11 protein-coding genes and 1 pseudogene are annotated in these 12,142 nt (G+C 63.3%); 2 read left to right on the forward strand and 10 right to left on the reverse strand.

The window, feature by feature from the left end:
• Nucleotides 1-143 precede the first annotated feature (143 nt).
• The 7 genes and pseudogenes from AC1DLV_RS11465 to AC1DLV_RS11495 form a co-directional block, all read right to left on the reverse strand.
• The gene (locus AC1DLV_RS11465) at nucleotides 144-662 is read right to left on the reverse strand and encodes an RNA pyrophosphohydrolase (protein WP_476800178.1); all 519 of its coding nucleotides are present in this window, start codon (nucleotides 660-662) and stop codon (nucleotides 144-146) included.
• Nucleotides 663-668: 6 nt separating this feature from the next.
• Complete coding sequence (locus AC1DLV_RS11470; protein WP_476800179.1) at nucleotides 669-1,823, reverse strand: divergent polysaccharide deacetylase family protein; 1,155 nt, start codon at nucleotides 1,821-1,823, stop codon at nucleotides 669-671.
• Between the two features lie 110 nt (nucleotides 1,824-1,933).
• A complete protein-coding gene (locus tag AC1DLV_RS11475; protein WP_476800180.1) occupies nucleotides 1,934-3,262 on the reverse strand; it encodes a S41 family peptidase in 1,329 nt (442 codons plus the stop codon).
• A complete protein-coding gene (locus tag AC1DLV_RS11480) occupies nucleotides 3,263-4,582 on the reverse strand; it encodes a murein hydrolase activator EnvC family protein (protein ID WP_476800181.1) in 1,320 nt (439 codons plus the stop codon).
• A gap of 122 nt (nucleotides 4,583-4,704) precedes the next feature.
• Nucleotides 4,705-5,187: a 23S rRNA (pseudouridine(1915)-N(3))-methyltransferase RlmH gene (gene rlmH / locus AC1DLV_RS11485; RefSeq protein ID WP_476800182.1), complete on the reverse strand. Its 483-nt coding sequence runs from the start codon at nucleotides 5,185-5,187 to the stop codon at nucleotides 4,705-4,707.
• Between the two features lie 14 nt (nucleotides 5,188-5,201).
• On the reverse strand, nucleotides 5,202-5,579 hold the full coding sequence (gene rsfS, locus AC1DLV_RS11490; protein ID WP_476784008.1) for a ribosome silencing factor: 378 nt from the start codon (nucleotides 5,577-5,579) through the stop codon (nucleotides 5,202-5,204).
• A gap of 176 nt (nucleotides 5,580-5,755) precedes the next feature.
• Nucleotides 5,756-6,999 (reverse strand): annotated as a pseudogene (locus AC1DLV_RS11495) (MFS transporter).
• Nucleotides 7,000-7,211: 212 nt separating this feature from the next.
• On the opposite strand from AC1DLV_RS11495, the gene AC1DLV_RS11500 reads away from it, so the two are divergent.
• Entirely contained in the window at nucleotides 7,212-8,042 is an 831-nt protein-coding gene (locus AC1DLV_RS11500; RefSeq protein ID WP_476800183.1) for an AraC family transcriptional regulator, read from the forward strand.
• 106 nt (nucleotides 8,043-8,148) lie between these two features.
• Nucleotides 8,149-8,451, forward strand: coding sequence for a hypothetical protein (locus AC1DLV_RS11505; protein WP_476800184.1), 303 nt, complete (start codon nucleotides 8,149-8,151; stop codon nucleotides 8,449-8,451).
• Between the two features lie 115 nt (nucleotides 8,452-8,566).
• On the opposite strand, the gene AC1DLV_RS11510 is transcribed toward AC1DLV_RS11505, so the two are convergent.
• From AC1DLV_RS11510 to AC1DLV_RS11520, 3 genes are all read right to left on the reverse strand, one after another.
• Nucleotides 8,567-8,758: a DUF1059 domain-containing protein gene (locus tag AC1DLV_RS11510; RefSeq protein WP_476783998.1), complete on the reverse strand. Its 192-nt coding sequence runs from the start codon at nucleotides 8,756-8,758 to the stop codon at nucleotides 8,567-8,569.
• Between the two features lie 116 nt (nucleotides 8,759-8,874).
• On the reverse strand, nucleotides 8,875-11,379 hold the full coding sequence (locus tag AC1DLV_RS11515; RefSeq protein WP_476800185.1) for an ATP-dependent helicase: 2,505 nt from the start codon (nucleotides 11,377-11,379) through the stop codon (nucleotides 8,875-8,877).
• A 171-nt stretch (nucleotides 11,380-11,550) separates the two neighbouring features.
• On the reverse strand, nucleotides 11,551-12,138 hold the full coding sequence (locus AC1DLV_RS11520; protein ID WP_476784730.1) for a nicotinate-nucleotide adenylyltransferase: 588 nt from the start codon (nucleotides 12,136-12,138) through the stop codon (nucleotides 11,551-11,553).
• Between the last annotated feature and the right edge of the window lie 4 nt (nucleotides 12,139-12,142).

Raw genomic sequence — 12,142 nt, forward strand, 5'->3', positions numbered from 1 at the left:
CGCCGACCCTGCCTTGCTTGTCAAGGGCAGCAGCCGCAAGGCTACAGCGCCGCGCCTCCTCTTGGACGCGCAAAGGACGCTGCAACACTTGAATTGGCGCATGATCCTTTCCGACAATCGGTTCCGATTGCCGGGGTCATGCGCTAGCCGGCCAGGTGCCTGAACGCAGCGACGACCTCGTCATAGACCCGGCGTTTGAACGGCACGATCAGCTCGGGCAACTCGACCATCGGCTTCCAGGCCCAGCGGTCGAACTCGGCAGAATGGCCGCCGGGAGGCGGGTCGATGGCGATCTCGTTCTCCTCGCCCTCGAAGCGGAATGCGAACCATTTTTGCGTCTGGCCCCGATATTTGCCCTTGAAGGCGACGCCCAAGAGATGCGGCGGCAGGTCGTAGTTGATCCAGGCAGGCGCCTCGGCCAGCAGCGTGACGCTGCGCATGCCGGTTTCCTCGTAGAGCTCGCGCATGGCAGCCGGATAGGGCTCCTCGCCCTTGTCGATGCCGCCTTGCGGCATCTGCCACAGCTGGTCGGTATCAGACAATTCGCTGTCCGGTTCCGCGATCCGCCGCCCTGCCCAGACCAGCCCTTTGGTGTTCAGCACCATGATGCCGACGCAAGGCCGGTAAGGCAGGTCTTGGGGCGCAATCTTGGTCTTCGACATCAGTCACTATCCTCGTTCGGGGTCGCTCGCGACAGCCGAGATCGGCACGATCTCGATGCCGCGCTTGCGCGCCTCGCTTGCCCATGAGGTCACGGCATCCACCGTGACGTCGAATGCGTTGCCGGTGCCGATGGCAAAACCCTTGGCGCGCGCGGTCCGCTCCAGTTCGTCGAGCTTGTTGAGGATCGCGCCGCGATCCTGGACCGCATCGATGATGGTATCACCAGCGGCGAACGGCACGCCGTTCTTCAGCGCCTGCTCGGGCGCCAGGCTGCGCGCCGACGAACCGTCATCCACATAGCCGATGCCGCGCTTGCCCAGTTCGGCCATCATCGCGCCCATTGCCTCCGGGCTCGTCGAAAACCGCGCGCCCATATAGTTCATGACGGCGGTGTAGTTGGTCGTCCGCGACAGCGTCCAGCGCAGGTTCTTGAGGTTTTCGTCAGCACTTGCCTCGACCGTCAGCGTATTGCGCCCGGGATTGACGTTGGGAAAATCGAACGGCTCGAGCGGCACCTGCATGACGATCTCATGGCCCTCGCGCCGTGCGGCCTGCATCCAGCGGCCAAGGCTGTTGCCCTGGGGGGCGAAGCCAAGCGTGATCTCCGGCGGCAGCTTGCCGATCGCCTGTTGCGTTCCCGTCTGCGACAGGCCGAGCCCGCCGATGACGATCGCCACCCGCGCGCCCCGCGCACCCGACCAGGCCCGAGCATAGACGTCGAACGGACGTCGCCCGTCGGCCGACCGTATCGGCAACGGCCCGCTCGCGCTGTCTTCGATCAGCGTTTTTTCAGGAAGATGGGCGATGCGCACATTTTGTCCGACAGCGGACGGATCGCGGATGACAACGACCCCGTCCTCGCCCACCGGCGGATTGACACGAATGATCGCGGGGCCACCTGCGGTTGGTGCTGTCGCAGGCTTTGGCTTGTCCGCAGGCTGAGTGGGCGCAGCAACGGTCTCCGGCGTTGCAACCGCAACGATTTCGGGCGTACGAAACGGCTTTTGGCGAAGCGCAATCGACGCCGACACAGCGACAACCGCCGCAGCGCACAGGCCAGCGATCAATGGTCCCTTGCGCAGCTGGGCAAACCGCTTGCCAGCGGGGCGGCGTGCAGCCTGCCCAAGCGGACGGTCGATTTCTTTTTCGATCTGCACCACTCCGCGCTCTCAGCCAGCACCCCGAATCAAACTGCCGAAACCTTGCGGCCCCGGCAGCTTTGCATTGCCTCGATCAAGCAACCAGCCCCATGGGCCGGCGCCGAACGGTTTTACTGCTGGTTCATCACAGCCTTGTCAGGATTGGGCGGGAACGACGGGTCGGTCTTCTGCCCGCGCAGCAGCTCAAGCGCATAGTTGAGCTGCAGGTCGTCCTTCGGCTCCGGCGGCACATAAGCCGCAGAACCCGAACCCTTGTCGCTCTCTTCCACGCCCTTGATGTGGCCCTTGAGCTCGGATTCGCCACGCGTGACGTCGCGGCCCTGCAGGTCGGCCGGCAGCGGCTGGTCGACCTTGATGTCCGGCGTGATGCCCTTGCCCTGGATCGATTTGCCCGACGGCGTGTAATAGAGCGCCGTCGTCAGCCTGAGCGCACCGTTCTCGGCCAGCGGGATGATGGTCTGCACCGAGCCCTTGCCGAAGGACTGCGTACCCACCACCGTTGCGCGGCGCAGATCCTGCAGCGCACCGGCGACGATTTCCGACGCACTCGCCGAGCCGCCATTGATCAACACGACCAGCGGCTTGCCGTCGATGTCGTCGCCTGGACGGGCGTCGAAGCGGGTGATGTCCTTGGGGTCGCGGCCACGCGTCGAAACGATCTCGCCACGGTCAAGGAAGGTGTCGGAGACACTGACCGCCTGGTCGAGCAAGCCACCCGGGTTCAGGCGCAGGTCGAGCACGTAGCCCTTGAGCTTGTCTTCGGGGATCTGCTTCTTGATCTCGGCGATCGCATTTTGCAGGTCATCGAAGGTCTTCTCGGTGAACGAGGTGATCTTCATGTAGCCGACATCGTTGTCGACGCGGAACTTGACCGCCTTGACCTTGATGACGTCGCGCATGATCGAAAGCTCGATCGGCTTGTCGGCGCCCTGGCGCAGGATCGTCAGCTTGATCGGCGTGTTGATCAGGCCGCGCATCTTTTCGACCGCGTCGTTCAGCGTCAGGCCGCGAACTTCCTCGCCGTCGATCTTGGAGATGTAGTCGCCGGCCAGAACGCCGGCCTTGGCGGCGGGCGTGTCATCAATCGGGGTGATGACCTTGACCAGTTCGTTTTCCATCGTCACCTCGATGCCGAGGCCGCCGAATTCGCCCTTGGTCTGGACGCGCATGTCCTTGGCGGCTTCAGCGTTGAGATATGACGAATGCGGATCGAGCGAGGTCAGCATGCCGTTGATGGCGTTTTCGATCAGCGACTTCTCGTCCGGCGGGGTCACATACTGGCCCCGCACGCGTTCGAAGATATCGCCGAAGATAGCAAGCTGGCGGTAGGTCTCTGAGCCCGCCGCGTTCGCTGTTGAGCCGGGTGCACCATACACCAGGCTCATCGCTGAGGCTCCCATCAACGCCCCGGCAAGCAGAAGCGACAGTTTACGCATCATTTATGTCCTTCCAGAGGTGCGGTCCGCCCACCATGGGGTCGGATCGACGGGTTTTCCATCCTTGCGGAACTCGACATAGAGTTCCGGCGTCGCATTCGCATTTTCCGAAGCTGAGGTGCTCGCCACCCTCGCCTCACCCATCGCACCGATCGGCTCGCCTGCTAGTACGGACTGACCCGGCGCGACGCTGATTCTGCTCATCCCCGCCAAGACGACATGATAGCCGTCGCCGGCATTGAGGATCAAGAGTTGACCATAGGAGCGGAAAGGCCCCGCATAAAGAACACTTCCATCCGCCGGAGCGGTGACGATGGCGCCCGATTGTGTCGCAACCATGTCCCCAAGCATGGTTCCGCCTATGCCGTCAGCAGCGCCAAAGTGGCGTTTAATGCGCCCGGTGACCGGCAGCGCCACCTGCCCCTGCAGCAGGGAAAACGGTGCGGAAGCAATAAGTTGGTTGGCTTCCGGCACCACCGGAACGACAGGTTCGTTTGCCGCCTTGGCGGCCGCCTCTGCAGCCACTCGCGCGGCCTCCGCATCGGCTGTCTTCTTCGCCGCCTGTGCGTCGAGCGCTGCGATCAATTCTTTGAGACTGTCGGCCCGCGCCGCCAGTTCGGCAGATTTTTTTGTTTCTTCGGCCAAAGCCGTCTCGGATTCGCCGCGTAGACGGCTCTTGGCTTCGAGCAGCAGATCGAGTCGCGCCTTCTCGCCCGCCTGGGCCGTCATCGCCGTGGTCAAGCGGTCGCGCTCGGCCTCGATCGAGGCAACCACCCGCGACAGCTCCTTGAGATCGGCCATCAATATGTCGGTCTCCGAGCGCAACTCGGGCACCACCGCACCCAACAGGATCGCGCTGCGGATCGACGACAGCGCATCCTCCGGCTTGACCAGGATAGCCGGCGGCGGATTGAGACCCATGCGCTGCAGCGCGCCCAGCACTTCGGCCAGCACGCCGCGGCGCATGTTGAGCGAGGTGCGGATGCCCGCTTCCTGCTCCTTGAGCCCTTCGAGCTTGCCGGCAATGTCTTCGATGTCTTGGCCGAGCTTGCGTTCGGTCTTGGCCGACTGGATCAGGGCCGCGGTGATCGAGGCGTGGTCCTTCTTCACCTGCGCGATTTCGGCCGCCAGCTTTTCGCGGCGCTCGGCCGACAGCTCGATGTCGCGCGCGACACTTTCGTATACGGACCGCGTCTGGTCGGGGTTTGGCAGCGGCGGTCCCACCTGAGAGGAAGCTGCTCCGCAGGCAAGCGTCATCAGGCCCGCCGCGACAATGCCGCGGCACGGCGATAGCCACGCCTTCAGAGGAGAGTTCCGCGCCATGCGATGATCCGGTTGTATGTCTGCGACCTTAGTGGCGGCATCGTTAACGAACCATCAACCATGTTTGCCGGGCACGACCGCGAGCGAACATTTGCCCGGCCATTTTGTCGAATTCCGGGCGTTCACGCGCGATGATAGGGATGTCCCGACAAAATGGTCGCCGCCCGGTAGAGCTGCTCGCCGAGCATGATGCGCACCATCTGGTGCGGCCAGGTCGCGGCACCGAAGGAAATCAGCAGCTGTGCTTCGTTGCGAAGTGCTTCGTCATGGCCGTCAGGGCCGCCAATGGCGATCATCAACCCACGCTGGCCGCCATCGCGCAGCGAGGCGATCTTGTCGGCAAACTGTTGTGAAGAGAGATTCTTGCCACGCTCGTCGAGCAGGATCAGCGCGGCTCCGGGCGCCATCTGGGCACGTAGCCTGTCGGCTTCCTCGCGGCGCCGTTCGTCGACATTTTGTGCGCGGCTTTCGGCGATCTCGGTGACCCCGGAAAAGTCGAAGCCGAGCGGCCCACCGCTTTTCGAGAACCTGTCGAGATAGCGGTCGGCAAGTTCCTTCTCGGGGCCGGCTTTCATCCGGCCCACGGCATGTATCGCTACCTTCATCCCTGTCTAACGGTTCAGTGAACCGTTTCTTCCTCTAGATCCGGCGCCTGCCACATCTTTTCGAGATTGTAGAATTCGCGGATCTCGGGCCGGAAGATATGGACGATGATATCGCCTGAATCGATGAGCACCCAGTCGGCACCCGACAACCCCTCGACGCGGGCAGTGCCGAGATCGGCATCCTTCAGCGCTTTGAGGAGATGATCGGCAAGTGCCGCGACGTGACGGTGCGACCGACCCGAGGCGATGACCATATAGTCGCCTAGGCTCGATTTCCCCTGGATGTCGATGGAGACAATGTTTTCGGCCTTGGAGTCTTCCAGACTGGCAAGGACTGTCTTGATGGCGCGGGCAACAGCGTCGTATTCGCCTATCCCGGCCGGCGAAGGCAGGATTTCCGCCCTCTTCCGAAGTGCTGTTCTCAGTGTCTTTCCTTTCCGACAGGAACAACCAAATCACCCTGAACGTGGGCGACACCATTTAGATAGGCAGAGTTGGGCTACAGTTTCAAGACAAGCCCGTGCAAACACCTGACAACAAGCCGTTAGCACCCATCTTTCTTGACATGCTACGGATCGACCGGCGGCGGCAATTGCGCCGACATCGGCGAGAAACTGCCGGCTTCATTTGCCGGAACCGCACCCGTCATGCACAGCCGCCACAAGACAAAGGCCGTGAAGATCGCGCCGATGGCAATCGCCACATACATGAAGGCATAGGTGCCGTAGACAGCGGTCAGCACGGTGCCAAGGCCCGGCACGATGAAACCCGACAGCGACCAGGCAAACAGCATGCTGCTCGACAGGGCAACCAGGTCGTCCTTGCTGGCGCGGTCGGAGGCATGCGCGCTGGACAGCGAATAGATCGACTCGCTTGCCCCGCTCCACACGACATAGATCGCAACCATGATCGGCAACGCGCTGCCGTCGAAGCGGCTGGCGGCAAGCCCGGCGATCACCACCAGAAGGCCGGCGGCAACGAGCACGTAGCGCCGATCGGTACGGTCGGAAATCCAGCCGAACGGGATCTGGAACAACAGCGTGCCGAGCGGCATGGCAAACAACAGCGTCGCCACCTGTTGCTGGCTGAAGCCGCTGGCCGTGGCGTGGATCGGCGCGAAGCCGGTGCCAGCATCGACACGCCGCCGACGGCCAACATGCCAGCGACCCCGACCGGCGAGATACGCCAGGCGCGTGCCAACGCCACCGAAGCAGCCTTTGGCGGTGGCGGCTGACGCAGGCGGGTGAGCCCCACCGGCAGGATCGAGACGGCATTGAAGGCGATGCCAATGAGCGGCGCCTGCGCGGTCGCGATATCGACGAAGCCGAGCAGGAACGAGCCGACGCCCAGGCCGACGACATATGAGACATAGAAGATCGCCATGACGCGGCCACGGATTTCATTGCCGACGGCATCGTTGAGCCAGCTCTGGGCGACGATGAAAAGCCCGCATATGGCAAAGCCGTAGAGCACCCGCGCGGCGATCCACACAACAGGGAAGGTTCCGGCGCCTATGGCCACGTTGGACAGCACGACCAGGGCTGAAAACACCATATAGGCGCGTGCATGGCCGACCCGGCGCACCAGCGCACCGGTGAGCAGGCAACCGGCAAGGCCGCCGGCGGAAAGGCCGGTGAGAATAGTGCCGGCCCAGGTCGGTGCATAGCCGGCAGCACCCAGGCTGACCGGGATGTAGCCAAACATCAGGCCGTTGCCGACCGCCACCAGCGCCATCGCCACGATGACGCCGGCAACCGCAATCACCGGTGCGGGCGGTTCATCGTCCTGGCCTGTCGCGTGCTTTTGTTCCATGCCGCCAATTTCGCCTGCCGTTGCTGCGTGCGTAGTTGCAAAAGCGACATCGGCACGCTGGCTCCGCCAATTGCCCATCCTGGATCAAAGTGAAAGGGCGCGCGTTTTGGCCCATCGACATTTCGTGCAAAAAACGTCGTGGCAGCAACCACAATCAAACGAGCCGCGCCGACAAGGGGCATACCGGGTGCGTTCTCATGCAGGAAAGACCAATGACCCCGGTTCAAAAAGCCATCTGGTTCATCGAAAGCCACTATTCCAGGGATATCGGACTAGACGAGATCGCCGCCATTGGCGGTGTCTCGCGTTTCCACATGTCCCGCGCTTTTGGTGCCGCCACCGGCCATTCGCTCATGGGTTATATCAGAGCCCGCCGCCTCACCGACGCGGCGTTCTCGCTGGCCAAAGGCGCGCCCGACATCCTGGAGGTCGCGCTCGACGCCGGCTACGGCTCGCATGAGGCATTCACCAGGGCCTTTCGCGACCGCTTCGGGCTCACGCCCGAGGCGGTGCGTGCGAAGGGCGCTGTTTTCCAACCCGATTGTGTGGAGCACCTCAAGATGGACGAAACCTTTGTCGAAAACCTGGCCCCGCCGCGTTTTGTCGATGGCGGCCCACTGCTCATCGCCGGCTTCGGCGAGCGCTACACCTGCGAGACCAGCATCGCCATCCCGTCGCTATGGCAGCGCTTCGGGCCGCATTTCGGCAGCGTTCCGGGCCAAAAGGGCATGGTCGGCTATGGCGTCTGCTGCAATTTCGATGACGACACCTTCGAATACATCTCCGGCGTCGAGGTCACCGACTTCTCCGGCCTGACATCGGAGTTCAGCCGCCTGCGTATCTCGCCGCAGCGTTATGTCGTGTTCGCCACCACCGAGCACATCTCGGCGATCCGGCGCATCACCAACACCGTGTGGAGCAAGTGGTTTCCAAGCTCTGGCCACGAGGCCGCCGATGCCCCGCATTTCGAGCTTTATCCCGAAAGCTTCGACCCGGTGACGGGCAATGGCGGCTATGAGATCTGGATGCCGATCAAGAGCTAGGCTGGGCGAAGGCAAAAGCAAAGGGGTAGCCGAAGTTCGGCTTCCGCAAAGGTTGACGATTTGCGGTGTCGGGCACAAAGTCGTTGCGGGATGGGTATGGCGTGGCGTGACTGATTGGTTGGACATACTCAAGGAGCAGGCCGAAACCGGCGCGGTCATGGCGCGCGAGGTGCCTGTCACGCTCGCCAATCCCGACATCAGCCGGGATCAGGTGAAAAAGCTGTTTGCCGCGCTCGAACAGCAAGCCGAATTCGTCGAAAAACTGCGCCAGGTGCTGGAGGCCAACGACTTCGAGCCCGAAGTGCTGGTCGCCGCCGAGAAGCTGGAAGATCGCTATGCCGACTTGGCGGCTTCTGCTGCGGAACGGCTGAAGGCTATGCGCAGCAGCGGCAACGCGCGCCGGCAATAGAACTCGATTTGGTCCAAGCTCGCAGCTTCGCTTCCGCGATCACGGTTTTGCCGCGCGGTTGACGCCGCATGTGGCGATGACGGGCACCGTCTGGATACCGGCGCCCGTGATACGGTCAGGCCGGCGGCGTGCCGGAATGGATGACCTTCTTGATCTCCGCACGGAAAGACGGCGAGTCCTTTTCGCCATGAACTGACACAGCGTGCTGGACGGCCGCATCAATGAGTTCTTTTTCGGTGTCGGCCGCGATAGCCACGGTGCACTTCATTTCGCTCGGGAACTCACGGCAATCGATATATTGGCGCATCGTCTTCGCCTCCCAGCGACTTTATATGAGAAACCGCTAATATTAATCCCGCAAGCGGGCAGCGGCAACTCATAAGAGCGATGGGAGATAGGGCGCGCCAGCGCAATGCGATTGCATCACACCGCGTTCACAAACCCGTCCAGCACCTTCTTCTGGCCGGCCTTGTCGAAGTCGATGGTCAGCTTGTTGCCGTCGACGACCGAAACGTTGCCGTTGCCGAATTTCTGGTGGAAGACGCGGTCACCGACATTGAAGCGCGAGGGTTCGGTCGCGACGGACTTCGCCACCAGCTCGCCCTCGATCATGCGGCCCTTGACCGAGCCGCGGCCGGCACCAAAGCCTGAATCGGTCTCGCCATAGCCGATGCGCTCGACCGAATGGCCGGAGCGCGAGCCCCAGTTGCGGTCGGTAGCCTCGGTGCGGTTTTGCTGCGCGCGCTGCCAGCCCGGCGTGGCGTAGGTGTTGGAGAAGGACTTTTCGCCGACACTGTCGAAGCGCGAGGCGCCATAGGGGTTCTGGCGGCCGCCGCCCGAGCCGTAGCCGCCATAGGAATTGCCGGCGTCGGCGACCTCGACATGGGCCTCGGGCAATTCGTCGAGGAAGCGCGAAGGGATGGTCGACTGCCACAAGCCGTGGATGCGGCGGTTGGATACGAACCACAGATGCAGGTTCTTCTTGGCGCGGGTGAGGCCGACATAAGCGAGGCGGCGCTCTTCCTCCAGGCCCGAGCGGCCGCCCTCGTCGAGCGCGCGCTGGTGCGGGAACAGGCCTTCCTCCCAGCCGGGCAAGAAGACGGTCTCGAATTCCAGGCCCTTGGCCGAGTGCAGCGTCATGATGTTGACCGCGTCGAGATCCTCGTTCTTGTCGGCGTCCATGACGAGCGCGACATGCTCGAGGAACGAGCGCAGCGACTCGTACTCCTCCATCGAGCGTATGAGTTCTTTCAGGTTCTCGAGCCGGCCCGGCGCTTCGGCCGAGCGGTCGTTCTTCCACATGTCGGTGTAGCCGCTCTCTTCGAGAATGGTCTCGGCGAGTTCGGTGTGCGGTGTGTTGTCGAGCGCCTTTTGCCAGCGCTCGAAATTGGCGGCGACCTCGCGCAGTGCGGCGCGCGGCTTGGGCTTCAGCTCGTCGCTTTCGGCGAGGTTGCGGGCCGCTTCAAGCATCGGCACGCCGAGCGCGCGGGATGTGTCGTGGACCTGGCGGATGGCGGCTTCGCCAAGGCCGCGCTTGGGGATGTTGACGATGCGCTCGAAGGCAAGGTCGTCGGCACCTTGGGCGACAACCCGGAAATAGGCCATGGCATCGCGGATTTCCTGGCGCTCGTAAAAGCGCGGGCCGCCGACGACGCGGTAATTGAGGCCAAGGGTGACGAAGCGGTCTTCGAACTCGCGCATCTGGAACGAGGCACGGACCAGGATCGCCATGTCGTTGAGATTGTGCTGCTGGCGCTGCAGCTGCTCGATGGTCTCGCCGACGGCGCGGGCTTCTTCTTCCGAATCCCAGGCCGCATGCACATTGACCTTGCCGTCCTCGGGGTCGTTGCGATCGGTGAACAGCGTCTTGCCGAAGCGGCCCTCATTGTGGGCGATGAGATGGGAGGCGGCACCCAGGATATGGGCGGTGGAGCGGTAGTTGCGCTCCAGCCGGATGACGACGGCGCCGGGAAAATCCTTGTCGAAGCGCAGGATGTTGTCAACCTCGGCCCCGCGCCAGCCATAGATCGACTGGTCGTCGTCGCCGACGCAGCAGACATTCTTCTGGCCCGGCGCGCCGGTTTCCTGGGCGAGCAGCCGCAGCCACATGTACTGGGCGGTGTTGGTGTCCTGGTACTCGTCGACGAGGATGTATTTGAAGCGCTTGTGGTATTCCTTGAGCACGTCCGGATAGGCGCGGAAGATGCGGATCGGGTGGCACAAGAGGTCGCCGAAGTCGCAGGCGTTCAGCGTCTTCAGCCGGTCCTGATAGGCCTTGTAGAGCTCGCGGCCCTTGCCATTGGCAAAGGCGCGGGCGTCGCCCTCGGGGATCTCGGCGGGGCCCAGGCCCTTGTTCTTCCAGCCGTCGATCATCATCGCGAACTGGCGCGCCGGCCAGCGCTTGTCGTCGAGGCCCTCGGCCTGGATCAGCTGCTTGATCAGACGGATGACGTCGTCGGTGTCCAAAATGGTGAAGTCGGAGCGCAGGCCGGCAAGCTCGGCATGGCGGCGCAGCATCTTGACGCCGATGGAGTGGAAGGTGCCGAGCCAAGGCATGCCCTCGACGGCTTCGCCGACAAGCAGGCCGATACGCTGCTTCATCTCGCGCGCGGCCTTGTTGGTGAAGGTCACGGCGAGGATCTGGCTGGGGTAGGCGCGGCCCTGGCTCAGGATATGGGCGATGCGGGTGGTGAGCACGCGCGTCTTGCCGGTGCCGGCACCGGCAAGCACCAGAACCGGTCCTTCGGTGGTTTCGACGGCGAGGCGCTGCTCGGGGTTCAGGCCCTTGAGATAGTCGGGCGCGGCAGGCGCCTGGCGTGCAGCCATGGCACGCGCCGCTATACCGCTGGGCGCAGGCGTGCCAGCGGGCCGGGACGGCATTGCGCCGGGCTCGTCAAAAAAGGGCATGTCGTCCGGAAAGTCTGACATTTGCCCCGAATGTAGTGATTCGGGGCAGAAAGGCCAGAAGCGTCTCTGTTTTGTTCTGGTTTGAACCGGGGAAATTGCTCAGTTGTTTGCCTGACGAACGGCTGGGAGCACCGCTTCGGCGCCAATTTTCCGCTCTACACGCAGCTGTCACGCGGCGAACTTCGGCTGCGTCTACTTGGCGGTGCCGTTGCGCAATGCCGTCGACGACAGCAGCGAGCGCGGTCCGTGGATGAAGGTCCATGCCGGGGCCTTCATCCGCGCCAGGCGCGACGCATCGCCCTCATCGACGCGTGCGTAGTCGAAGGTCTTGGCGACCACCGACGACAAGAACGACAGCGTCGCCCCCGGACGGTCGATGACGGCGATGGGGAAGGTCATGACGATCTGCCGCCAGCGCTGCCAGTGGTGGAAGTCGCGCAGATTGTCGGCACCCATGATCCAGACGAAATCAACGCCGGGGTTTCGCGCCTTGATCAAGGCCAGCGTGTCGGCGGTGTAGCGCACATTGTGGGTCGCTTCGAAGGCGGTCACCTTGATACGCGGGTCCTCGGCGATTGCCTCCGACAGCTCGATGCGCTTGGCAAGCGGGGCCAGCTCGCGCGTGCTTTTCAACGGATTTCCCGGGGTGACGATCCACCACAGCTGATCGAGCTGGAGCCTGCGCATGGCGATTTCGGCGACAAGGCCATGGCCGGCATGCGGTGGATTGAACGACCCGCCAAACAGCCCGATCTGCATGCCCTTCATCGCATGCGGCATGCGC

The organism is Aminobacter sp. 01T433, assembly GCF_056398585.1.

Bases quoted from the DNA above. Each gene is read 5' to 3' on its own strand.
- AC1DLV_RS11480 (WP_476800181.1), bottom strand. From the start codon at position 4,582: ATGGCGCGGAACTCTCCTCTGAAGGCGTGGCTATCGCCGTGCCGCGGC.
- AC1DLV_RS11475 (WP_476800180.1), bottom strand. From the start codon at position 3,262: ATGATGCGTAAACTGTCGCTTCTGCTTGCCGGGGCGTTGATGGGAGCC.
- AC1DLV_RS11520 (WP_476784730.1), bottom strand. From the start codon at position 12,138: ATGCCGCATGCGATGAAGGGCATGCAGATCGGGCTGTTTGGCGGGTCG.
- AC1DLV_RS11510 (WP_476783998.1), bottom strand. From the start codon at position 8,758: ATGCGCCAATATATCGATTGCCGTGAGTTCCCGAGCGAAATGAAGTGC.
- AC1DLV_RS11515 (WP_476800185.1), bottom strand. From the start codon at position 11,379: ATGTCAGACTTTCCGGACGACATGCCCTTTTTTGACGAGCCCGGCGCA.
- rlmH (WP_476800182.1), bottom strand. From the start codon at position 5,187: ATGAAGGTAGCGATACATGCCGTGGGCCGGATGAAAGCCGGCCCCGAG.
- AC1DLV_RS11500 (WP_476800183.1), top strand. From the start codon at position 7,212: ATGACCCCGGTTCAAAAAGCCATCTGGTTCATCGAAAGCCACTATTCC.
- AC1DLV_RS11465 (WP_476800178.1), bottom strand. From the start codon at position 662: ATGTCGAAGACCAAGATTGCGCCCCAAGACCTGCCTTACCGGCCTTGC.